The sequence below is a fragment of the Thermoactinomyces daqus genome (assembly GCF_000763315.1).
GTDB lineage: Bacteria > Bacillota > Bacilli > Thermoactinomycetales > Thermoactinomycetaceae > Thermoactinomyces_A > Thermoactinomyces_A daqus.
In genome coordinates, this window is sequence record NZ_JPST01000047.1 from 1 (window position 1) to 23,211 (window position 23,211).

Annotated in this window: 22 protein-coding genes and 1 pseudogene; 18 read left to right on the forward strand and 5 right to left on the reverse strand. The window is 48.1% G+C overall.

The annotated features are described in order from the left end of the window. On the forward strand, window positions 1–247 hold a 247-nt coding region (locus JG50_RS0115620), incomplete at its 5' end, for a hypothetical protein (protein ID WP_033102061.1). 135 nt (window positions 248–382) lie between these two features. Further along, a pseudogene (locus tag JG50_RS19500) lies at window positions 383–510 on the forward strand (ATP-binding protein); the annotation flags it as partial. 26 nt (window positions 511–536) lie between these two features. Here JG50_RS19500 and JG50_RS0115625 read toward each other — a convergent pair. After that, window positions 537–1,415, reverse strand: a complete 879-nt coding sequence (locus JG50_RS0115625; protein ID WP_033102062.1) for a cation diffusion facilitator family transporter — start codon at window positions 1,413–1,415, stop codon at window positions 537–539. 581 nt (window positions 1,416–1,996) lie between these two features. On the opposite strand from JG50_RS0115625, the gene JG50_RS0115630 reads away from it, so the two are divergent. Both JG50_RS0115630 and JG50_RS0115635 read left to right on the forward strand, forming a co-directional pair. Beyond that, window positions 1,997–2,857 carry a YitT family protein gene (locus JG50_RS0115630; RefSeq protein WP_232331100.1) on the forward strand — a complete coding sequence of 287 codons (861 nt, stop codon included), beginning with the start codon at window positions 1,997–1,999 and terminating at the stop codon, window positions 2,855–2,857. Between the two features lie 100 nt (window positions 2,858–2,957). Continuing rightward, window positions 2,958–3,275 carry a hypothetical protein gene (locus tag JG50_RS0115635; RefSeq protein ID WP_033102064.1) on the forward strand — a complete coding sequence of 106 codons (318 nt, stop codon included), beginning with the start codon at window positions 2,958–2,960 and terminating at the stop codon, window positions 3,273–3,275. A 361-nt stretch (window positions 3,276–3,636) separates the two neighbouring features. Here JG50_RS0115635 and JG50_RS0115640 read toward each other — a convergent pair whose 3' ends face one another. From JG50_RS0115640 to JG50_RS0115650, 3 genes are all read right to left on the reverse strand, one after another. Further along, window positions 3,637–4,278, reverse strand: a complete 642-nt coding sequence (locus JG50_RS0115640; protein WP_033102065.1) for a YcnI family copper-binding membrane protein — start codon at window positions 4,276–4,278, stop codon at window positions 3,637–3,639. After that, window positions 4,275–5,852 (reverse strand): copper resistance CopC/CopD family protein, encoded by a 1,578-nt coding sequence (locus JG50_RS0115645; protein ID WP_033102066.1) that lies wholly within the window; start codon window positions 5,850–5,852, stop codon window positions 4,275–4,277. The genes JG50_RS0115640 and JG50_RS0115645 overlap by 4 nt, the downstream gene beginning before the upstream one ends. A gap of 160 nt (window positions 5,853–6,012) precedes the next feature. Next, entirely contained in the window at window positions 6,013–7,518 is a 1,506-nt protein-coding gene (locus tag JG50_RS0115650) for a class I adenylate-forming enzyme family protein (protein WP_033102067.1), read from the reverse strand. Between the two features lie 229 nt (window positions 7,519–7,747). On the opposite strand from JG50_RS0115650, the gene treR reads away from it, so the two are divergent. The 5 genes from treR (at window position 7,748) to JG50_RS0115675 (ending at window position 13,235) form a co-directional block, all read left to right on the forward strand. Further along, on the forward strand, window positions 7,748–8,458 hold the full coding sequence (gene treR, locus JG50_RS0115655) for a trehalose operon repressor (RefSeq protein WP_033102068.1): 711 nt from the start codon (window positions 7,748–7,750) through the stop codon (window positions 8,456–8,458). A 441-nt stretch (window positions 8,459–8,899) separates the two neighbouring features. Next, window positions 8,900–10,309 (forward strand): PTS system trehalose-specific EIIBC component, encoded by a 1,410-nt coding sequence (gene treP, locus JG50_RS0115660; protein ID WP_033102069.1) that lies wholly within the window; start codon window positions 8,900–8,902, stop codon window positions 10,307–10,309. An 18-nt stretch (window positions 10,310–10,327) separates the two neighbouring features. Further along, window positions 10,328–12,007: an alpha,alpha-phosphotrehalase gene (gene treC / locus JG50_RS0115665; RefSeq protein ID WP_033102070.1), complete on the forward strand. Its 1,680-nt coding sequence runs from the start codon at window positions 10,328–10,330 to the stop codon at window positions 12,005–12,007. Window positions 12,008–12,253: 246 nt separating this feature from the next. Next, window positions 12,254–12,874 carry a tetratricopeptide repeat protein gene (locus JG50_RS0115670; protein ID WP_052154399.1) on the forward strand — a complete coding sequence of 207 codons (621 nt, stop codon included), beginning with the start codon at window positions 12,254–12,256 and terminating at the stop codon, window positions 12,872–12,874. Window positions 12,875–13,049: 175 nt separating this feature from the next. After that, the gene (locus JG50_RS0115675) at window positions 13,050–13,235 is read left to right on the forward strand and encodes a hypothetical protein (protein WP_033102071.1); all 186 of its coding nucleotides are present in this window, start codon (window positions 13,050–13,052) and stop codon (window positions 13,233–13,235) included. Window positions 13,236–13,275: 40 nt separating this feature from the next. Here JG50_RS0115675 and JG50_RS0115680 read toward each other — a convergent pair whose 3' ends face one another. Further along, window positions 13,276–13,626 (reverse strand): DUF1904 family protein, encoded by a 351-nt coding sequence (locus JG50_RS0115680; RefSeq protein ID WP_033102072.1) that lies wholly within the window; start codon window positions 13,624–13,626, stop codon window positions 13,276–13,278. Between the two features lie 281 nt (window positions 13,627–13,907). Between JG50_RS0115680 and JG50_RS0115685 the strand changes: the two genes are divergently transcribed. The 9 genes from JG50_RS0115685 to JG50_RS0115725 all read left to right on the forward strand — a co-directional run bounded on the left by JG50_RS0115685 (window position 13,908) and on the right by JG50_RS0115725 (window position 23,156). Continuing rightward, window positions 13,908–14,189, forward strand: a complete 282-nt coding sequence (locus tag JG50_RS0115685; RefSeq protein WP_033102073.1) for a coiled-coil domain-containing protein — start codon at window positions 13,908–13,910, stop codon at window positions 14,187–14,189. 75 nt (window positions 14,190–14,264) lie between these two features. Continuing rightward, window positions 14,265–14,438: a twin-arginine translocase TatA/TatE family subunit gene (locus JG50_RS19505; RefSeq protein ID WP_081943984.1), complete on the forward strand. Its 174-nt coding sequence runs from the start codon at window positions 14,265–14,267 to the stop codon at window positions 14,436–14,438. A 267-nt stretch (window positions 14,439–14,705) separates the two neighbouring features. Continuing rightward, window positions 14,706–15,686 carry a galactose-1-phosphate uridylyltransferase gene (gene galT, locus JG50_RS0115695; protein ID WP_033102075.1) on the forward strand — a complete coding sequence of 327 codons (981 nt, stop codon included), beginning with the start codon at window positions 14,706–14,708 and terminating at the stop codon, window positions 15,684–15,686. Beyond that, complete coding sequence (locus JG50_RS0115700; RefSeq protein WP_033102076.1) at window positions 15,683–16,885, forward strand: galactokinase; 1,203 nt, start codon at window positions 15,683–15,685, stop codon at window positions 16,883–16,885. The genes galT and JG50_RS0115700 overlap by 4 nt, the downstream gene beginning before the upstream one ends. Next, window positions 16,870–17,859, forward strand: coding sequence for a UDP-glucose 4-epimerase GalE (gene galE, locus JG50_RS0115705; RefSeq protein WP_033102077.1), 990 nt, complete (start codon window positions 16,870–16,872; stop codon window positions 17,857–17,859). Before JG50_RS0115700 ends, galE begins: the two co-directional genes overlap by 16 nt. Window positions 17,860–17,878: 19 nt before the next feature. After that, window positions 17,879–18,976, forward strand: a complete 1,098-nt coding sequence (locus JG50_RS0115710) for a M24 family metallopeptidase (RefSeq protein WP_033102078.1) — start codon at window positions 17,879–17,881, stop codon at window positions 18,974–18,976. A gap of 441 nt (window positions 18,977–19,417) precedes the next feature. Further along, window positions 19,418–21,034 carry a sodium:solute symporter family protein gene (locus JG50_RS0115715; protein WP_033102079.1) on the forward strand — a complete coding sequence of 539 codons (1,617 nt, stop codon included), beginning with the start codon at window positions 19,418–19,420 and terminating at the stop codon, window positions 21,032–21,034. 17 nt (window positions 21,035–21,051) lie between these two features. After that, window positions 21,052–21,261 carry a hypothetical protein gene (locus JG50_RS0115720; RefSeq protein ID WP_033102080.1) on the forward strand — a complete coding sequence of 70 codons (210 nt, stop codon included), beginning with the start codon at window positions 21,052–21,054 and terminating at the stop codon, window positions 21,259–21,261. A 197-nt stretch (window positions 21,262–21,458) separates the two neighbouring features. Then, the gene (locus JG50_RS0115725) at window positions 21,459–23,156 is read left to right on the forward strand and encodes a phospho-sugar mutase (RefSeq protein WP_033102081.1); all 1,698 of its coding nucleotides are present in this window, start codon (window positions 21,459–21,461) and stop codon (window positions 23,154–23,156) included. The last annotated feature ends 55 nt before the right edge of the window (window positions 23,157–23,211 follow it).

Consider the following 23,211-nt stretch of genomic DNA (forward strand, 5'->3'; position numbering starts at 1 on the left):
GCGTATGGGGTCATTATATATGCCATTGCCTATACAGGCCTATCAATATGAAAAAGAAGAATGTGTCCCACAGCCCATTGAGATGATAGATGATAGTACGATTGATGAAATCGTAAGAAAAAAGGGAGAAATCCACGGTTATGATGAAAACTGGGCGAGGGCGTTAAGGGAGTATTTACTGACCCGCTATTCGCCGGCAAGCAGTGACAAAAATATCAACCGGTCGGAGATTTTGAGTCAGATTTAATTTCGGTCATGACCCCAAAAGCATCGGGACAGAACCTGTCTTTGCTTTTGGGGTCATTTTGAAAGGTTTATCAGGAAAATGGGTGTCCGGCATTAAAAAAGGCTTGTTCCGGCAAGCTGGTGCAGTGTCATAATACCGGGTGAAGTCAGTCTTGCCCATCGCGGTGTGCTGTTTCTGGACAAGCGGCCCGAGTTTTTTGAAGTCTGCCGCTGGAGGATGCATTTCCAGCGGAGTTTATGACGGCCGCTTTGATGAGTCCGTGTGAACTACAATCGGGGAAATCCGTCTGTTATTCATTGTGCCAGGGGTTTAAATGGATTAAGACTTCTTCAACACGTGGATTCTTTGACATGATTCTTGTTTTAATTTTTCTGCCCAGATCATGTCCCTCCTGGATGGACAGTTCGTTGGGAATGCTGATCCGAATGTCTACTATGATATAGTGACCGTGTTCTCTTCCCCTGATTTTGTCGATTCGCTTCACTTCCGGAAATTCGTTCACAATTTTCCGCAGCTCGTTTAAATCATTAAAAGAAATGTTTCTTTCCATCAGAATATCAACGGACTCTTTGCCCATTTCATAGGCCAGTTTCATCACAAATAAAGAAACAATGATGCCGGCAATCGGATCTCCATATTTTGCAAAGGCAATATTGTATTCATCCCCGAGCAGTGCAATACCAATGCCGATGATTGCGGCGATTGTGGCATACACATCTGCCAGATGATCGATCGCTGTGGAAATCAGGCTTTTACTGTGCTGTGCTTTTCCCAGGCGAATGCAGTAAAAATAGAGAGCCTGTTTCCAAACAAGGGAGATAAGAGCAGTGATGAGAGCGATCAGACTGGCTTCCACAGGAGGCAAAAAAAACGCTGCAATTGATTGATAAGCCATGAATACAGCTGCGAATGCAAGGATAATCGCGACGATTCCGGAGGCGATCACTTCCGCTTTGCCGTGTCCGTAAGGATGTTCGTCATCCGCCGGTTTTTTGGCAACTTTGGATGAAATCAGGGCAGCCAATGTGGCAATGACATCCCCTGCATTGTGGAAACCATCGGCGATTAATACTTGGCTTTGAAAGAGCAGACCGATGATTAATTTTAAAAGAGTAAGGATTAAATTACTGATAAAGCTAACCCATAGTGCAAAAATTCCAGATTTCATTTTCCATCCTTTCTTCAGCAGTTCCATGTCAATTTCGATGATGTTTTTAAAATAACAATGATAAGACGAGTGGGTCTAGAGAAATGTTTTTTCCCTTGGTTAGGGATCTGGAAGTTGAGCAACAATTATTTATTTGTTTAACAAATTTGAGCGAGGTAAAATCAAGTTATCTATGAATAGTGAACAATATCTTATAATTATTTAATTTTTAACAGAACATATTTAAAGAAATAATTTCTGAATTGACGATTATGGGATCCGGTTGTCGGGAAGCAGTGCGAGTTGTTAAAGATTTGACTTAATGGCGACTTTGGCTTTTAATATAGCTGACAATCGCCTTTTTTAACGGTGGGAAGATTCTTTCCGGTTTTCATTTTCTTGATCTTTTTCTAACGGATGATCATTTTAGGAATGCCGGTTGGAGGCTTTCATGTAGACGGATCTTTTATGATCAGACTGTTTGTTACGTGAATTTGTGAAATAAAATAATATGACCATCCATTATTTGATAGCCATTTACACACTTTGAAGCTTAAAATGGAGGTATGGATTTGAGAACAGATGCACCTGAAATCGAAAAAATGGATCATCAGAAACTGACAACAACCAAATTACTGAAGCGCGGAATTCTAATATTACTTGGCGCAGTGCTTGTAGCGGTTGGTTTGGAAATTTTTTTGGTTCCCAATCAGGTTATTGACGGAGGAATCACTGGGATTTCAATTATATTATCCCACTTTACCGGACTGAGTTTGGGGGTTTTTTTATTCGTTTTAAACATGCCTTTTTTCTTTCTCGGTTATAAACAGATCGGGAAGACTTTTGCGATCTCTACTTTGTTCGGTGTCGTTGTGATGTCAATTGGAACAGCTTTGTTGCATTCGGTTAAACCTTTGACCGATGATCCTTTATTGGCTGCCGTATTTGGCGGAATTATTATTGGAATTGGGATCGGCTTGGTGATCAGATATGGCGGATCATTGGATGGAACCGAAATATTGGCCGTCATGTTTAACAAAAAACTCCCGTTCTCTGTGGGACAAACGGTGATGTTCTTTAATATTTTCATTCTCGGAAGCGCAGGATTTGTGTTTGGCTGGGACCGTGCAATGTACTCGTTGATTGCATACTTCATCGCTTTCAAAATGATTGATACGACGATCGAAGGATTTGACGAAACAAAATCGGTTTGGATCATCAGTGAAAAATGGGAAAAATTGGGGCAATGTATCTTAAACCGTTTGGGCCGCGGAGTCACTTATATGAGTGGGGAAGGGGCATATACAGGGGACGATAAAAAAGTAATCTTTTGTGTGGTTACACGCTTGGAGGAAGCTAAATTGAAAGCGATTGTTGACGACATCGACCCTGAGGCATTTTTGGCTATCGGGAACATTCATGAAGTAAGTGGGGGACGGTTTAAAAAGCGGGATATTCATTAACATTTCTTGGTTGAGAGAAAAAAAGGGGCCAAATCCGGCCCCTGATCTATTGCCTAAATTGAAATCGCTTTATATGATATCTTTGAAGGAGGGGATATTAATGGAGGAAAGAGCAGAGAAGATCAGAAGGCAGGCTGATATCGAGGAATATAAATTGAGAAAGGTGATAGCAACAGACCCGCATCCGGTCTACACGGATATGGATGATTTTTGTGATGTCTGTTGCCTGCGTATGAACCGAATATATATCCGGATTGTTGACGACTTCAAAGACATGGATGACAACGGGATCAGAGCATGTTTAGATTGCATTGAAAAGTATGATCTTAAGGTGCTGAGTAATCAAAAAGCCATTGAATATGAAGCCATGACAGAAGCAAAGATCAGAATCAAAAAAGGAACGCAAATAAAATTCTGAATAGAGCAGGAATTTTAAAAAATGTGTCTAAAAAGGATGTCAAGATAGGAGGTGAAAATGATGAGACGCTTTTTCATCGGAGAACCGCCTGCCGGGATGATCGGTGGCGAGCCGCCGCAATGTTAATCCTTTTTCTTGGTCAAATTCCCAGTCAACCTAGTGGCCTCGATCTCGGGGCCTTTTTTCTTTAAAATTTACGCTGAAACACATCACGGAAGTAAGCGGTTTGGGATGCAGGAAGGGATTGATTCTCTTTTTTGCAGGCGAAGGAGCTGGAAGCAAAAGAGGCGCATCAAGACATGACGGATTCCTGTTTCGGGCTTTGTTAACAAACTTCAGGGACATACAGAAACGTATGCCCCTATTCGTTCGTATTCTGTTGTTTCCGAAACAGTGAAATGAGTGAAAGAAGCAAAGCCAGTCCCGCCAACCCGAGTGAAAGGAAGTTGAGTTTGGAAACACTGGCAGAAGCGGCGTTTGTTTTCGGCGTTACAGTTGAAGCGGGATGTTGCGCACTTTCATTGGTTGGCCGGGCCGATGCAGTGATGCTTGTCACTGATGCAGGAGTATCCGAGTCAGGAGCACCTGTCCAGTAAACAACGGAACCATCGGCGTAGCTCTGTTCTGCTCTCCAGGCAATGGCACCGGCTTGTTTGGGATTTTCTGCGACAAAGGAGAACTCGGCGAATTCATTTGGCTTTATTCCACCGTTGGTTGCTTTCCAAGACAAGGCGGTGGTTTTGCCGTCTTTTCCTTTTTCGAATTCATATTCCCAACCCGGAACCGGCATCACTGAATGAACTTCCACTCCTTTTGGAAACTCCACCCGCACTTTGGTGGTATTTACATTTTTTTCAACGGGTACGCGAACCGTGTATTTTTCCCAAGTGCCGGCGGTCGATTGCTTGGGCCAGACCGTAACATGCGCCTCAGCCACAACCACATTCGTGAGAACCGAGAATGCAAATAGAAGGGCTGCGATCCATTTGGCATATTTTCTCATGATCTTTCTCCTCCTTGAACTTCCACTTCATCTTTCCATTCTACGTAAGTTCCATCCGGATATTCTGCTTCAATATAAATTCTCCATTTGCCGTTAAAGGTAAAAGAGACAGTACCCGAATATTCATTTGAACCTTTTTTCTGCAAAAGGACCGGAGCGAATTTCACTTGCCTGTCCGTGACGGAAACCTGGACGGTTACGCGTTCGGGTTCAGGACTGTTCGGGGGCAGCTTGACCGCAATCGGCTGCCGCCCGGTTTGCAGCCGGGCAATGGTCACCTGTGCTTTTTGCTCCTGGCTGAGCAAAATTTTGTCATACCGCTGGATCGGAGCGGGATAAGCAGAATGGCTCAACCAGACTCCGAGAAAGAGGACGGTGACACCGGCCAGCCACTCCAGCCAAAGCAGTGAGCGCCGATAAGTTCCTTTTTTGCGGCCGTTGATGGTTTGAACGAGGCCGATCAGCAACATCAGGCCGAACAGTGTCAGCTTGCTCCAGAGCAAAGCACTCCACAATCCACCGTGAGGAACCAGCCGCCAATCGCTTTGTACGGTTACCATCCACACACCAGTGATCAAAATGGACAGCGCGGAAGTGGATGCCAAGTGAAAAACCTCGGAATGGAGCACTCTTTCATTCAAAGTGATGTTTTCGGTTCGCTTCAGGCGGTACAAAAGAATCAGATAGGCAAGAATCCCCAACCAGAGAGCGATGGCACCCGTATGAATGATGCGCAGGAATAAAGCCGGCCAAAAATCGGGAACGCTCCAGACATGACCGCCAAAGGCGAAGGAACAAATGAGGAGCAGCCAAACTGCCAGATACCATCCTTCCACCATGTTTGGCAGGGCAAGCAGCAGAAGGAGCAAGAGCTGGCCTGCGATCATCTGTATGTAGTGGGATTTGAGAAGCGTGAGCCAGGCGACTTCGGTTCCGACTCCGGCAGCCAACGTTTGCATGTAAAGAATCCCGTCCGCCAGGATGACCAGGAACAAGAGCCAGAGCCAGCTCTTCTTTTTGCCAAGTCGATTTTTTACGGAGGGAGTATGCAGAGAAAACAGGAAGACGGCCCAATTGAGCCCGCCCAACAGAAGCACGGCGGTTTCAGAAATAAAATGCCAACCGGTGGATAACCAGTTTACTGAAGCAGATTTCTGTGTGGGCAAGGGGGCACTTTGGTCCGGGGAAGGATGTCCAACCGAAAAAGTAAGGGCACCCGCCACAGAATGGCCGTCTCCGGAAACTACGTTCCAACTGACAGTGTAGGTTCCTTTCGGCAAGGAAGGGAGCGGTGTGATGATCCGGGAGGCATCGCGCCGATCCGTCCGCGGTGATAAAGGGATTTGTTTTCCCTGGGCATCTAAGAGGCGGACTTGATACAATCCTTCCTGCAAAGGTTCACTGAAGTGCAACCGGAGAAAGGAAGGGGAACGGGAGAGAATCTGGTGGTCTCCCGGACTGGAATCTAATAACGAGGCATGTGCCAGAACCGTATTTCCCGGCAGAAGGGACAGGGCAAAGAGCAAGATTGCCACAATCCCAAAGGTGATCGTGTGCTGTTGTTGTCTTTTCATGGTTATCATCCGTTATCTGTGAATTTGGTGTATTGGCTGCTCTTCTATGATAGCGAATCGTACGTGGGGAACCTATAGCCCGATCGGGCTATTTGTCATAAGAAGCAGTCAAAATAAAATAACCCGTCCAGTATCTGTGCAGGACGGGTTGTCTCATCAGCTATTGCAAGGCAGCCGCCTTTTCTTTTAATACATGTTTCAGCACTTTGCCCGTACCGCTTTTCGGAAGTGAACGGGCAAACGAGATCTGCGGCACTTTATAGGCGGCCAGCTTTTCCTTGCAGACCCGGGTAAGTGCTTCTTCAGTAAGCGGGCTGTCCGGGCTTTTGACTACAAAGGCACGTGGCACTTCGCCCCAAAATGGATCGGGAATGCCGACAACGGCTGCTTCCAGGACACCGTCAACCGCTTGCAGCACTTTTTCGATTTCCGCAGGATAAATGTTGTCACCGCCGTAAACAATGACATCTTTGTAACGGCCGATCACATACAAAAAGCCGTCTGCATCGAGATAGCCGGCATCGCCCATGTGAAACCAGCCATCCCTTAATACTTCATCGGTCGCCTGTGGATTTTGCCAGTATCCCTTGAACAGATAAGGGCTTTTGACGACGATCTCCCCCACTTCTCCGGTGGGGAGGGGGTTACCGGTTTCCGGATCGACGATCTTCACTTCTACATTGGGATAAAGCTTTCCGACAGATTCAGCTTTATCGAGCCCCATCTCCGGTGACCAACGGCTGACAGTCCATGCTTCCGTGCTGCCGTAGCCTTGACTCATCGGAATTCCAATCTCCATATATTGTTTGATCAGACTGACCGGGACTTTTACACCACCGGCGGAAACGCCTTTGAGGGAATCGATTTTCCGTGGATGCCGTTTCAGTTCCTCCAGCATGTAGGTGTAGAGGGAAGGGAAGCCAAACATATAGTTGATTTTTTCCTGTTCAATCATCTCCCAAATTTTTGCCGGAGTATCGTCAGACAGAAAAACGGTTGCCCCGCCAAAATAGATTGAACGAATGCAGGCAAGAGTACTGCTCATGTGAAATAACGGGTGAACAGCCAGGGAGCGGTATCCTGGTGCACTCTGTGCTTTATCTGCTTTGAGATAGGCATAAAATCCTCCGTGCGAAATCACACATCCTTTTGGTGTGCCGGTGCTGCCGGAGGTAAACAAAATGTAAGCCGGATCATCTTTGCTGATCTCGACAACCGGCTCGTCCACAGGGCGGTTTTCAAAAATCGATTCAAAAAACGGGATTGTTTCCATCCCCGTCCCGACCGGGATGAACTCACCGACGATCCCCGCCTCTTTCGCCAGAGTGAGAGATGGGGCAAATTCTTCATCATAGAACAAAGCTTTGGGTCTGCAGTTTTTAATAATCTCTTCGATTTCATAGGCAGTTAAACGCCAGTTTAAAGGAACCGCGATTCCTCCTGATTTGATGGCGGCCAATGCAATGGTGGGAAAGGGATGATTGTTTTTGCAGAGGATGGCTACGCGATCCCCTTTTTGCAACCCAATTTCCCGCAAGTAATGAGCCAATTGGTTTACCCGCTCGTTAAACTCTCGAAAGGTAAATCGCCTTCCGCCCCCGACCAATGCTTCGAGGTCAGGAGTGTCGGCAGCGCGTTGTTTAAGGAAAAGATCAATCGTACCCACAGTTCATTTCCTCCAATAATCAGAGTCAGCTATTATTTCGTAATACGAAATACTTTAGGTCAAATATTATAGCACGATTTGTCTAAAAAATCATTAATAAATGTTGTCGTTTTAGGTTTCACGGCAGCAGGCGGTTTTAATCGCAGGCGGTATGTGACGAACCCAGGGTTGAAAGATTCTGTTTTAAAATGAATACTAAGAGGTGAGCAAATCAGTTGGAGGAATCGGGATGAACAGCAGATATATAGAAATTTACGAAGAAATTAAAAAGGAGATTTTGGAACAAAAGATTCGTGCGGGTGAGAAATTGCCTTCGGAAAATACATACTGCAAAATTTACGGGGCGAGCCGGGGTACGATTCGCAAAGCGTTGGATCTTTTGGTTGAAGAGGGATTCGTTCATCGCCAACACGGAAAAGGCATGTATGTGTTGGACCATCATCTGATTTCCTTTTCATTCGGCGGGCTCGCCAGCTTTAAAGAAGCAGCCGAAAGCAGCGGACAGTTTTTTACCACCTTGGTTCCTCTGTTTGAAAAAATCCGGATTGATGATTCTTTGCATGAAAAAACCAAACTCCCCGTCGATAAAGAGGCATATAAAATTTATCGGATCCGCAAGCTGGACCAAGAACGAGTCATCCTGGACATCAACTATTTTCTGACAGAGATTGTATCCGGTTTAACCATCAATCAGGCTGAAGGGTCGATTTATGAATATATCGAGGAAAAGTTGGGATTGAAAATCGGGTTTGCGCAGCGGGTGATTCAGGTAGAACCTGTCACGGCAAAGGATCGGCACTTTCTCGATGTCAAATCGCACCCCGTTGTCGCCGTTGTAAAAAATTTTGTCCACTTGCAAGACGGAACGCAATTTGAATACACCGAATCCCGCCATCGGCCGGACCGGTTTGTGTTTACCGACTTTGTACGCCGCCGCTGACGGGAGTGATTCTTTTTTTCACCGTCATTATTCCCCGCCGGTATTCCGCTTCATATCTCCTCTTTTATTCAAAGTGATTTCAAAAAGCACGCAGCGCATTTGGTTGCCACATGAGAGATGCGACGGAGACGGTTGAAAGAAGAAACTTCTTTGTGATCACAAAAGGAGTGGATCGGAAACCGTCTCCGGAAGAGGTACGAAGGGCAGAAAAATGCATAGAAATCGATTGCGCGATATTTGCAGCGGCGCAGGGGCGCGATTCCCTTGTTTTTCGCGTTTTTATAAAAACAATATCGTACTTTTTGTTTGAAATTTTTATATCGGTTTTTCTAGTAAAATACTGCTTTTTAAGAATATTGACATGCCCAACTTGTATAAACAAGCGTTGACTAACTTGTATAAACAAGTTATATTTCTAATGTAAGCGATTACGAGGGGAGATTGCCAGTGAATAAACAATCTGTCGAGCAAATTATTCAAGCAGTCGGCGGAAAAGGAAATATCGCAGCAGCCACGCATTGCGTCACACGGTTGCGCTTGGCGTTGAAAGATGAAAGTAAGGTGGACGAAAAAGATCTGGAGAAAATCGATGTTGTCAAAGGCTTTTTCTCAGTGAACGGTCAATTCCAGATAGTGATCGGGCCAGGCCTGGTTAATAAGGTATATGACCAATTGGTGGAAATGACCGGCATAAAGCGTGCTACCAAGCAGGATATCAAGGATGCGGCGGAAAAGAAACTGAACCCGTTGCAGCGAGCGGTGAAAACCTTGGCGGATATTTTCATCCCCCTGTTGCCGGCGATTGTGACCGCGGGTTTATTGATGGGGATCAACAATGTCCTGACCGGAAAAGGCATTTTCTTTCCCGACCGCGCGTTTGTCGATGTCTATACCAATTGGAAAGATTTTGCCGATGTGATTAATTTGATTGCCAATACCGCTTTTACCTTTCTGCCCGGTCTGATCGGCTGGTCGGCGGTCCGCAGATTTGGCGGCAGCGAGCTGCTGGGGATCGTGCTCGGACTGATGTTGATTCATCCAGCTTTGTTAAATGCATGGGATTATGGTAAGGCGGTCAGCAGCGGCACGGTTCCGTATTGGGATCTGTTCGGTCTTCATATTGCCAAAATCGGTTATCAAGGACAGGTTTTGCCTGTTTTGCTTTCTTCCTATGTATTGGCCAAAATCGAGATTTTCCTGAGCAAACGCATTCCCGATGCTTTTAAACTTTTATTGGTTGCACCCATTACCCTTTTGGTTACCGGTTTCCTGTCTTTTGTCATCATCGGGCCGTTGACGTTTTCAATCGGGAAAGCGATTACAGCCGCCTTTGTGGCGATCTTTGACCATTTTCCGGCGCTGGGAGGGCTCATTTACGGCGGGCTGTACGCGTTGCTTGTGGTTACGGGAATGCACCACACCTTCCTGGCCGTCGACTTGCAGCTGATTGCCAGCACGGGTGCCACCTTCCTGTGGCCGATCCTCGCGTTGTCCAATATTTCCCAGGGATCGGCCGCCTTGGCGATGACTCTCGTTTCCAAGGATGAAAAACTCAAAGGGATGTCCGTTACTTCGGCGATTTCAGCTTACCTGGGAATTACCGAACCGGCGATGTTCGGGGTAAATCTCCGTTTTCGCTATCCCTTTATTTCAGCGATGATTGGTTCGGCAATCGCCGGGGTGTTTATCACCATCAACAAAGTGAAAGCGTCTTCAATCGGAGTCGGGGGCATTCCCGGTTTTCTCTCCATCCTTCCGCAGAATTGGGGGGCATTTTTCATCGGAATGGGGGTTGCGCTCGTCATCCCATTTGTGCTCACTCTAGTATGGGGAAAATTGAAAAGAGCATAGTGAAGGAGAGACTCTGCAATGAAACAACCTTGGTGGAAACAAGCAGTGGTTTACCAGATTTACCCCAAAAGCTTTTATGATTCAAACGGGGATGGAATCGGCGATTTGCAGGGAATTATTGAAAAACTGGATTATTTGCACACGCTGGGGGTTGACGTCATCTGGCTGACCCCCATCTATGAATCGCCGCAGCGGGATAACGGATATGATATCAGCGATTATTTCAAGATCAACCCGGCGTACGGCACCATGGAGACTTTTGAGAGATTGTTGCGTTTGGCCCATGAAAAAGGGATGAAAGTGATTTTGGATATGGTTGTGAATCACACTTCCACGGAGCATCCTTGGTTTAAAGAAGCAGTCCGCTCCAAGGATAATGCCTGCCGTCATTTTTATATCTGGAAAGATGGAAAAGACGGCGGCGCGCCGAACAACTGGAGATCGAAATTCGGGGGAAGCGCTTGGCAATTCTCCGAAGAGACGGGACAGTACTATCTGCATCTGTATGATGTCACCCAAGCTGACTTGAACTGGGAAAATGAAGAGTTGCGCCGAAGGATTTACGAGATGATGCGCTTTTGGGTAAATAAGGGCGTTGACGGGTTTCGGCTCGATGTGATCAATTTGATATCCAAAGACCAGAGTTTCCGGGATGACACCCTGGAGACACCCATGGATGACGGGCGCCGCTTTTATACGGATGGCCCGCGGGTGCATGAATTTCTCAAAGAGATGAACCGGGAAGTGTTTGCTGACAATCCGGAGATGATGACAGTGGGGGAGATGTCTTCCACCACGATCGAAAATTGCGTGCGGTATACCAATCCGCAGGAAAAAGAGCTCAATATGACTTTTAACTTTCATCATCTCAAAGTAGATTATCCGGGCGGGGAGAAATGGGCTCTGGGGGAGTTTGATTTTCTCTGTTTGAAAAAGATTTTCCGCGATTGGCAAATCGGAATGCACAAGGGAGGAGGATGGAATGCGCTTTTTTGGTGTAACCACGATCAGCCCCGGGTGGTTTCCCGCTTTGGAGATGATGGAAAATACCGGAAAGAATCCGCCAAAATGCTGGCAACAGCCATTCATTTGATGCAGGGAACGCCGTATATTTATCAGGGTGAAGAGATTGGCATGACCAATCCCGGTTTTTCCCGGATTGAGGAGTATCGGGACGTCGAATCATTAAATGCTTACAGGGCGCTTCGGGCGCAAGGGAAAACGGATCAAGAGGCGATTGCCGTTCTGAAGCAAAAATCGCGGGATAATTCACGAACGCCGATGCAGTGGAACAGCGGGAAACATGCCGGTTTCAGCACGGGGACTCCTTGGATCGGCGTTGCGCCCAATTATGAGCAGATTAACGTGGAAGAGGCCCTTCAGGATCCCGATTCCGTGTTTTATCACTACCAAAAACTGATTCGTCTGCGCAAGGAAGTCGATCTGATCGTGACGGGCGATTTTACCCTGCTGCTTGAGGATCATCCGCAAATTTTTGCTTATGTACGTCGGGATGGAGACCGGGCTCTGTTGGTCGTAAACAATTTTTCGGCGCAAGAGACGACTTTCTCTCTGCCGGAGGGGGTTCACTTGCCCGGTCAATCTTCCGTTTTAATCGCCAATTATCCTGATCCGCCGCAAGAGGTTTACGCATTTGCTTTGCGTCCCTATGAATCAGTTGCCTTTTATCTGCATTGACTTGCATGTCCGGGCGGAGATGGGGAGCTTGAACGGATTTCGAGGATAGCTTCTTTTCTGTGAAAAGGTTTTGCCGGTTGGGGGGCGAGAGATGCGGCTGTTTTCGTATTTAAAATTAATTATTGTGACAAGAAATAACTATCATATTAAAATGAGTAATGATAGAATGTTTTAAAACTAGTATTCTTATTAGATGCCGCAAGTGTTCAGAAGTACATGATGTTTGAATTGTCGGAGGGATTTTCGATGAGCGATGCAGAGAAAGAGAAGACAACAGGAGAAGTCGTTCACCTTCAGGAAGTTCACATGGAAAAGGAACGTCAAAAAATTGAAGAGGGCATGAAATGGCTAAAAATGGCTGCCGAGGCCGGGGATATCTGGTCCATGTCTGAATTGGCCTATCAATTATTGACGGGCAAGAAAGTTCCGGCTGATCTGGCTGAAGGAGAAAAGTGGCTGAGAAGAGCGGCGGAAGCTGGAGACAGCTGGGCCTTGACCGAGCTGGGCTACCGTTTGATCGTGGGAGAGGGGTTGCCCAAAGACCCGGTGGAAGGGGAAAAATGGTTGAGAAAGGCCGCAGAAACCCAGGATCCTGTTGCCATGCGGGTTCTCGGCTATCGTTTGCTGGAAGGGGAAGGACTGTCGCAAGACGTGGAAGAAGGAGAGCTGTGGCTGAGAAAAGCAGCCCAGGCCGGCGAACGAATTGCCATGCGGATTATGGGAATGCAATTGCTGACCGGTCAAAAGCTGCAGCAAAACGTGGAAGAAGGGGAAAAATGGCTGAAGAAAGCAGCGGAAGCCGGAGAAACGATTGCCATGCGAGAATGGGGCAACTACTTGGTTAATGGTTTGAAACGAAATAGTTAGCATGCTGAAAGCCGATAAGCCGCTCATCGTTGGTTATCGGCTTTTTAATTGGGATTAGCGCACCGGCCAGGGAACTTGGCCTTTTTTTATTTTTGATGGAGTGCAAATGCCGTTGCCTTTTGCTGAAAAGAGAGTAATGTGATTGTAATCGAACAGGAAAGTGGGGGTTGAGAACATGAGCAAGCTGAAACGCGGCCGGCGCAAGCGATTGCGCCAGAACGGGGGCAAGGCGGCCAAAAGACGAAAAAAAAGGGAGAACCATTTGCTTATGAAAAATCATTCAGCTGAAGATGACCACGATACCGAAACAGCAGCCAAGCCGAGTGAAGGAAATGGCACAGTAAACATTTTGAATGACTAAAGGAACGAAAAAGCAAGCCCGCTTCGCATATGAGCGGGCTTTACGTATGGGGGATGGGTTGTTTCATTTTCGGGATTTCTTTGAGGGGCTGTCCGTTTTTGTAATATAAGGAAGGGGTCAGCAGGATAAAAAAGATATGGGTGTTTTCATAACCGGCTTCGCTTAAACATTGATAGAGAGAGCGGGCGATGGCATCATGCTTTTCCTTTTCCCTTTCAAACATCATAATTTCCAGCGAAGGCGGGGAGTTTTGGATCGAGTCAATTTGAAGCAGTTCAATTTTAACGATTTCTTCCGGAATTTCGGCGATCCGGGCAAAGTTTTTGACCACGGCAGGGGAAATTTTCTGCACCAATTGTTTATCAAAACCTTTAAAACGCAGAAATGGCATAATCCGATATCCTTTCTATCATCAAAATCATTGAGCGGGCAGTCGAACGAAGTCGGGAAAGCAATTTTAGTTTAACATGATTGGTTAAACTAAAACACGCTGGTAGTTCTCCACTCATCATTATTTGGAGTTACGAAATATTTTCTTGTCTATCCTAACAAAAAGTGGTGGAAAAAGATAGAGTTTGTTGATTTAATCCGGTCTTTTTCCCGAAGACCAGAAATTTTTCACACGCATGGGCAAAGATCTGATAGAATATGCATAATAAGGAGGGTAGTTGGATGGATCAAAGAGAGTTGGCAGCACAATTGGCCGAGGCGGTACGGGAGAGCTTAAAACCGGATCTTTTGGAACTGAAAAGCGAGTTGGCCAATGTTGCAAGCCGGATGGACAGTCTCGAATCCCGGATGGACAATCTCGAATTCCGGATGGATCAATTGGAAGATGAAGTGAAGGAGCTTCGTCAGGACGTGAACCGGTTGACCGACAAAATGGATGAAGTGGCAACAACCAATGCTTTTCTCGTCAAGGATGTCTATATGTTAAAGAACAGGGCGAGATAAACAGCAGAGGCGCAGTTTGTCCGGAACAGACTGCGGAGTATGGCAGTTGATCACAGGTGTGGAGGAGGCAACGAGATGCATGTTCCCAGTCTGGCAGGATGGATTTTTATCCTGGTCATAGCGTTGCTTTTATTCGGGCCCAAAAAATTGCCGGAACTCGGGCAAGCGGTGGGAAAAACACTGCGTGAATTCAAGCGGGGGATGAACGCGGACCAAGTGGAGCGGAAAGAGGAAAAGCAGGAAAAATAAAGGGGAAGCGGGGATCAGCAGGTGTGGGGCCTTCGCTGGCAGTGCGTTGGGAAGAGCAGTGGAGAAGAAGGCCACTCCTGCACACCCGGATGGTGCAGGCAGTCATTTATTCGGAACTTTCTCTCTTATCAGAATCGATGTCAGCGAAAAAAGGGGTTGCCGGTTTGGTCAGTCTGGATTATTATTTAATTAAATTAATTAATAAAAGGGGATTTCTTGCATCGTTTAATTGAAAGCGTTTAGAATCGGACAGCAGGAGGTTTTGATATGTCGGAACTTCGTTTTAACCCTTTGCTGAGAGATTGGACGATCGTTGCCTCCAACCGGCAGCATCGTCCGCACCTGCCAAAAGATTACTGTCCGTTTTGTCCGGGTTCAGGAAAAGTGCCGGATCATTACACCGTTTGGAAGTATGATAACGATTTCCCGGCGTTAAGCCCCAATCCGTCTGAACCTGATCCGGTTGAGACATCGCTGTACAAAGCGAAAAAAGCATATGGTAAATGTGAAGTGATCCTGTATTCACCGGATCATTACCAAACCTTGCCCCAGTTGTCCGTTGACCATATCACCGAACTCGTCCGGCTGTGGACGGATCGCTTTCGCGAGTTGGCGGAAGATCCACGGCATGAGTATGTGATGATCTTTGAAAATCGCGGGGAAGAGTGCGGGGTGACGATGCCGCATCCGCACGGGCAAATTTACGCCTACTCTTATTTGCCGTTGAAGATCAAGACGGAATTGGACAGTTGCAAGCTGCATTACAAGGAGACCGGGCACTGTCTCATTTGTGATATGAACGAAGAAGAGAAAGCATTTGCCCGGAGAATTGTGACGGAAAATGAGCATTTTCTCGCTTACATCCCTTATTTTACGGATTATCCTTATGGTGTGTTTATCGTGAGCAAATCCCACAAGACCGCATTGACTGATTTTTCTTCAGAAGAAAAGAGGAGCCTGGCTGCAATTCTCAAAGAAGTGACCGGTGCGATGGATTTTCTGTACGATCGCTTATTCCCTTATATGATGGTGGTTCACCAGCGTCCGGTTAATGGCGAGGATGTGGAGGACTATTATCACTTCCATATCGAGTTTTATCCCCCGCTTCGTGCCCGGGACAAGATCAAGTATTATGCTTCATCGGAAATGGGCGCTTGGGCTGCGGCGAATCCGAGGGCAGTCGAAGAAACGGCGCCGGAGCTGAGAGAGGCCTTAAAACGTTTTTTGGCGAAAGAAGGGAGATCATGAGACAAAACCAGCTGCTGCTGCGATTTCAGGAGGAGTTCGGCTACAGTCAGGGTGTCCGCTTTTTCTTTGCCCCCGGGCGTGTCAACTTGATCGGGGAGCATACCGATTATAACGGCGGTTATGTATTCCCGGCAGCGCTGACCCTCGGCACATGGGCCGCAGCAGCGCCGCGCACGGACGGAAAGATCCGGCTTCGCTCGACTCAATTCACTTTAAAGGTTGATCTGGATCAGAGAGATATTCAGTATCGGAAAGAAGATGATTGGGCCAATTATCCAAAAGGGATGTTATCTGCATTGCTCCAGGCCTTTCCTTCGCTGGCCGGTACATTGAAAGGGGTTGACCTTTTATTTCACGGAAACATTCCCAATGGAGCGGGGCTTTCCTCCTCCGCTTCAATTCTCCTGGTGTCCGCTCTGGCTTTCACAAGACTTGCGCAAACGGAGATCCCGATGCTTGAGTTGGTGAAATTGGCGCAAAAAGCGGAGAATGAATTTTTGGGCGTCAACTGCGGGATCATGGATCAATTTGCGATCGGTATGGGGAAAAGCGGCCATGCGATCAAATTGAAATGCGATACCTTACAATACGAGTATTTTCCCATCCGGATGGATGGATATAGGTTGGTGATCACCAATTCCAACAAGAGGAGAGGGCTGGCCGATTCCAAATATAATGAGCGGCGCCGGGAATGCGAGGAGGGATTGCGCTTCATTCAACGGGTGAAACCCGATGTTCAGACTTTGGGAGATCTGGATTATGACGATTGGAGCCGGCTGCGTTCATCGATCGCTGACCCGGTTATCCGCAATCGTGTTGAACATGTGGTCAGTGAAAACGAACGTGTGATTTTAGCGACAAAGTGCCTGGAGAAAAAAGATTTGCCGGAGTTTGGCGAATGGATGAAAAAATCACATGAATCGCTCAGAGACTTGTACGAAGTGACCGGAAAAGAGCTGGACATCTTGTTTGAAGCGGCATGCCAGGTGCCGGGATGTATAGGCAGCCGCATGACCGGAGCCGGTTTTGGCGGGTGCGGCATCAGTCTGGTTGCCGAAGGGGAAGTGGAGGATTTTAAAGAAACGGTTACCCGTATTTATGCGGAGAAAACCAGTTTGACACCGACTTTCTACGTCTGTGAGATCGGCGACGGGGCACGAGAGGTGAAAGGAGAGGAGATTGCATGGCCATTTTGGTGACGGGAGGAGCCGGCTATATCGGCAGCCATACTGTGGCAGAATTGCTCGCGCATCAGGAAGAAGTGGTCGTCGTTGACAATTTAACGACCGGACATCGAAAATCGGTTCTCGGCGGAACTTTTTATCAGGGAGATATTCGGGATCGGGATTTTTTGGACGATCTTTTCCGTAAGCATCAGATTGAAGCGGTGATCCATTTTGCAGCCAGCTCCCTGGTCGGCGAAAGTGTGCAGATTCCGCTCTCTTATTATGAAAATAATTTGGTGGCTTCCCATGTACTCATTTCGGCGATGCTTGACCATGGAGTGAAAAAAATCGTATTTTCCTCGACGGCAGCAGTTTACGGGGAGCCGGAGCGGGTGCCGATCCGGGAAGAGGACCGGGCAGAACCGGCCAATCCATATGGGGAAACCAAACTGGCCATGGAAAAAATGTTTCGCTGGGCTGACGAAGCTCACGGGCTAAAATCGATTTCCCTGCGTTATTTCAATGCAGCCGGTGCCCATCCGGACGGGCTGATCGGCGAAGATCACCATCCGGAAACCCACTTGATTCCGATTATTTTGCAGGTTGCCCTGGGACAGAGAGAAGAGATACGCATTTTCGGGGATGATTACCCGACGGAGGACGGCACCTGCATCCGAGACTACATTCACGTAATGGACCTGGCGAGCGCCCACTTCCTCGCGTTGGAACATTTGCGCCAACACGGACAAAGCGATGTGTTCAACCTGGGGAATGGAACCGGTTTTTCCGTCAGAGAGGTGATTGAAACAGCCCGTCGCGTGACCGGGCAGCGGATTCCAGAGAGAGTCGTCTCCAAACGCGCCGGCGATCCGGCCGTTTTAATCGCCTCATCAGATAAGGCGAAGCGGATTCTGAACTGGAAGCCGCGCTATCATCAGTTGGAAACAATTATGGAAAGCGCCTGGAATTGGCATAAAAATCACCCCGACGGCTATGGTGACCGCTGATCTGTGAGGAGGGGAAATGATGGGCGATATTTCGGTCAATACAGCGTTGGAGCGGGTCAGAACGTTTATGGATGATAAAAAGCTGGACGGCGTTTTGTTTCGCAGACGCGATTTTTTCTCGTGGCTTACAGGGGGGAAGGATAATCACATTGTCAATACGACCGAGCTCGGTGTAGCCCCTTTGCTCATCCTGCGCGATCGAAAAATATGCCTGGCATCAAAAATGGAAGCGGCCCGCATTCGTGAGGAGGAGCTGTACGGTCAGGGATATGACTGGATCACCCCGGAATGGTATGAAGGAGAGATTGAGACGATTCAGCGGATTTGTGCAGGAAAAAGGATTGGCAGTGACACTCCAATTGACGGGCTTTTGTACGTGGAAGAAGAGTTGAGGGCGCTGCGGTATGTGTTGACGGAAAGTGAAATCGAGGATTACCGTTCCTTGTCGCAACTGGCGGCGCGCGCAGTGGAATCGGCCTGCCGTGAATTGGTTCCGGGGCAGAGCGAGCATGAGATCGCCGCCAACCTCGCTTATAAAGTGTTAAAGGAGGGAATGAATCCGCAGGTCATCCTGGTGGCGACAGATGAGCGAATCTTTCGTTACCGTCATCCCATTCCTACGGATAAAAAGCTGGAACGGTATGCGATGCTCGTCCTCTGCGCGGAAAAGGGAGGACTGGTGAGCAATGTGACACGTTTTGTCCACTTTGGTCCTCTCTCGCCGGAATTGGAGGAAAACAAACGAAAACTGGCGCAAATCGATGCGGCCATGAACGCAGCCACCAGACCGGGCACGCCGATTTGCAAAGTGATCGAGACGGGCATTGAAATGTATGTCCGGATGGGATTCCCCGAAGACTGGAAGCTGTTGCATCAGGGTGGACCAACGGGATATGCGTCCCGGGAGTTTCTCGCCACTCCGGATGCCAAAGGACGGGTTCTCCTCCATCAGGCATTTGCATGGAATCCAGCCATTCGCGGGATAAAATCGGAAGACACAATCCTGGTAAAAGAGCATGAAAATGAATTTTTAACCCATACCGGAGAATGGGTCTATCTTGAAGTGAAACATGATGGAAAAACCTATTTGCGTCCTGATATTCTGGTGCGCAGTTGATAAAAGAAAAATGGTGTGAGCTGGCCATCGGGATCATGTCTGATGCCAATTTTTGAAACGTAAAACAAGTGCAGTTTCAACTTATGCGGCCGGTTGACAGATTGAAGCAAGATTTATGGCCGCAGCCGGTATTTGAAGCGGGGCACGCGAAGAAGATCAGGTGTCGGCGGGATTTAACTGGGCCGGAAAACATTAAAAGGTGTTATCCATCATGGGGGTTTCCAAACGGTGGAGTGCTTTATGTCCGCGATCCTCTTCCTGTTTTGAAGAGACTGCGGACTTTTTGATTCAGTTGAACAACAATACTCTTCCTCATTATGAAAGCGTTGACAAAAAGGTTGACTTCATTTAATATTATCTTAACAATTATTAATTATTTTAATTAAGTTATTTTGCTGCTTCACAAATCTTATTCACTCAATGATCAGGGTGGGGTTCATCATGGGACATTCGTTATTACATGCCGGATTGATTGATTATGTGATGATTGCCATTTATTTTGTCGTGGTTCTTGGAATCGGTTTCTTATTGAAAAACAAGATGAAAACCGGAGACGATTTCTTCTTGTCCGGCCGTTCGATTCCCAGCTGGATCACCAGTTTGGCTTTTCTGTCAGCTAATCTGGGAGCGCTCGAAGTGCTGGGCATGGCGGCAAACGGAGCCGAATACGGTTTTTTGACCACCCACTTCTATTGGATTGGTGCCATTCCGGCCATGTTGTTTCTCGGCTTGTACATGATGCCATTTTATTATGTCTCAAAGGTGCGTTCGGTTCCGGAATACCTGAAATTCCGCTTCAATGAAGCGACCCGTGCGGTCAATGCCATCTCATTCGCCGTGATGACCGTATTGGTCTCCGGAATCAGCTTGTATTCGATGGCGCTCATTTTTCAGGTTCTGATCGGCTGGTCTTTCAATACCAGTATCCTGATCTCGGCTGTGGTTGTGTTGATCTATGTCGCTTTGGGCGGCTTAACGTCTTCGATCTATACTGAAGTGATCCAATTCTTCCTCATCTGGCTTGGACTTTTCCTCATTCCCGTATTTGGCCTGCATGAGTTGGGTGGATGGCAGGCGATGATGGACCGGTTGCCGGAAGCGTTCGGCCACATGTGGTCCAATCTGGGCCATTCCTCCGATAATGCGATGGGAATCAGCTGGCTTGGGGTTGTGCTGGGACTTGGATTTGTCTTGTCATTTGGCTACTGGACCACCGACTTTTTGGTGGTGCAGCGCGCGTTTGCGGCTCGAGACATGCGTTCGGCGCAAAACACCCCAATCTATGCTTCGTTCTTTAAAATGGTCGTACCGTTCCTGGTCATTATCCCCGGTTTGATCGCGGCCGTTCTTTATCCGAAAATCGGCCATCCCGGAGGCCCCAGTTACAACCTGGCCTTGCCGCTTCTGATTCAGCGTTATTTCCCACCTGGGCTGATGGGGCTCGGTTTGACCGCGATGCTGGCCAGCTTCATGAGCGGAATGGCCGGAAATGTAACCGCTTTTACCACGATTTGGACCTATGACATTTACCAGGCTTATTTCAAAAAGGATGCTCCTGACCGGCACTACGTGAGAGTTGGACGTTGGACCGTTGTCATCGGGATTTTGATCAGTATCGGCACTGCCTATATCGCCGCCGATTTCCCCAGTGTGATGGACTATATGCAAACCTTGTTCTCCTTCTTTAACGCACCGTTGTTTGCCACGTTTTTGCTGGGCATGTTCTGGAAGCGGGCCACCCCTTGGGGCGGATTCTGGGGACTGATCTCCGGGACAGTTGGTGCCTTCCTGCTGTACTATCTGATCCCGGCCGATTATTTTGCCAGCGCACAGGCCGGCAATTTCTGGCGGGCCTGGTGGGCGTGGGTGATCGCTGCTGCTGTGACCGTGCTGGTCAGCTTTGTCACCAAGCCGAAAGATGAAGCGGAGTTGAAAGGGCTGGTATACGGGTTCTTGCAATTGCCGTCTTATCGTGGAGAACGATGGTATAAACGGCCGGGAGTAATGGCAGTTGTTGTTTTGGTTATCCTGATCGGTTTAAATATAGTATTCTTGTAAAAGGAGGACCGATGACCATGGCTAAACTGTGGTTAGACCTGCGTTGGCTGACAGGCTTGATGTTCATCGTTTACGGGGCGATTCTCATCGTCTACGGATTGGCTGTAAACCCCCAGACTCCTTATTTGCACGGATTGAATATAGATCTGTGGTGGGGGGTTGTCACTCTGGTCATCGGTGTTCTCTTTGCCCAGGGTCCTTTGCGCGGTGTGAAAAAGAATTCTTAGCAGAATCAAGGAACCCTTTTTCTCTCCTCCGTTTGTGAGAAAAAGGGTCTTTCTGTAGGGGACATTGCAGGTCGGAACAGGTGTCCCCCTGACCTGCCGGATTTTCCGATGGCCGGTTAGAGGGGCTTTCCCTTAAGTTCCCATCCCTGGGTTATGCTCAAGAGAGATGATGTTTTATGTAAGAAAGGAGACGGAGGATGGATTATCGCCAAGCGGTTGACCGATGGTTGAAATTTCAGGATTTGGATCGGGATTTAAGGAGGGAATTGGAAGAGATCACGGATGAAAAAGAATTGGAAGACCGCTTTTACACCTCGCTCACCTTTGGTACCGCAGGAATGCGCGGAATCATCGGCGCCGGCACCAATCGAATGAATCGCTATACCGTGCGTAAAGCGACGCAGGGATTGGCCAGGTTTATTCTTAATCAGGGAGAAGAGGCGAAGAAAAAAGGGGTGGTCATCGCTTATGATTGCCGCCATCAGTCGCCGGAGTTTGCCCGGGAAGCAGGGCTGGTGCTGGCGCAAAACGGCATAAAAGCCTATGTCTTCGCTGAATTGCGGCCGACACCGGAGTTATCCTTTGCCGTCCGTCATTTGGGTACTGCAGCCGGCATTATGATTACGGCGAGTCATAATCCCCCGGAATATAACGGATATAAGGTATATGGCTCGGACGGGGCGCAGATCGCCACCGATTTGGCGAACGCTGTGTTGGAGGAGATCGGGCGCGTTCCCGATGAATTGACCGTTCCGATTATGCCGCTGGAAGAGGCCCGGGCTGCGGGACTGTTTGAAGTGATCGGGGAGGAGATTGACGATGCTTATCAAGAGCGGCTGCGGAGTTTGGCGATGCAGCCGGTGCAAAACAACCGCGATCTCAAAATTGTCTACACGCCGCTGCACGGAACGGGAAACAAGCCGGTGCGTCGTATATTGCGGGATTTAGGATTCGGGCAGGTACAGGTGGTTGAACAGCAGGAAAAGCCCGACCCCGATTTCTCCACGGTTCGTTCTCCCAATCCGGAGGAGCATGAAGCGTTTGCGCAGGCGATTGAAATTGCGGAACGGACGGGAGCCGACATCATCATGGGAACCGACCCGGATGCCGATCGTGTCGGGGTTGTTGCCCGGGATGAGACGGGGGAATTTTCCGTTTTGACTGGGAATCAACTGGGAGCGCTTTTGTTGGATTACCTTTTGGCCCGGCGTAAAGAACGGGGGAACCTGCCGGAAAACGGAGTGATGATCAAAACGATTGTCACCTCGGAGCTGGGAGCGAAGATTGCGGCCCGCTACGGAGTGGAAACGATCAACACGCTGACCGGTTTCAAGTTCATAGCGGATCGGATCAAGCAATATGCCGAAAGCGGGGAAAAAACATTCCTGTTTGGCTATGAAGAAAGTTACGGTTACCTGATCGGCGATTTTTGCCGGGATAAGGATGCTGTTCAGGCATGCATGGTTGCCGCGGAAATGGCCGCATATTACAAACGGCAGGGGTTGACGCTCTACCAGGCCTTACGGCGACTGTTTGACCGGTACGGAACCCATCAGGAGGAGTTGGTTTCCCTCACGTTAAAAGGTGTTGACGGAATCAAGCGGATGCGGGCGATCATGGAGCGTCTGCGCAGGTTTCCGCTTCGGGAAGCAGGAGGCATCACCGTGCGGGAGCAAAAAGATTACAGCCGGGGCATTGAAGGGTTGCCGAAAGCAGATGTGTTAAAATATCTGTTTGAGGACGGTTCTTGGTTTGCCATCCGGCCTTCGGGAACCGAGCCGAAGATCAAGTTTTACTTTGCTTCCGTCGGAGAGAATGGTGAAGAAGCGCGAACCCGGCTGGAAAATTTGAAACGCGATGTGATGAAAATCGTCCAATCGGAGGAAATCGCTTAGCAAAAGGGGGCTGACCTGCCCCTTTTCTTTATTGAAGGAGCATTCCTGTAATGGA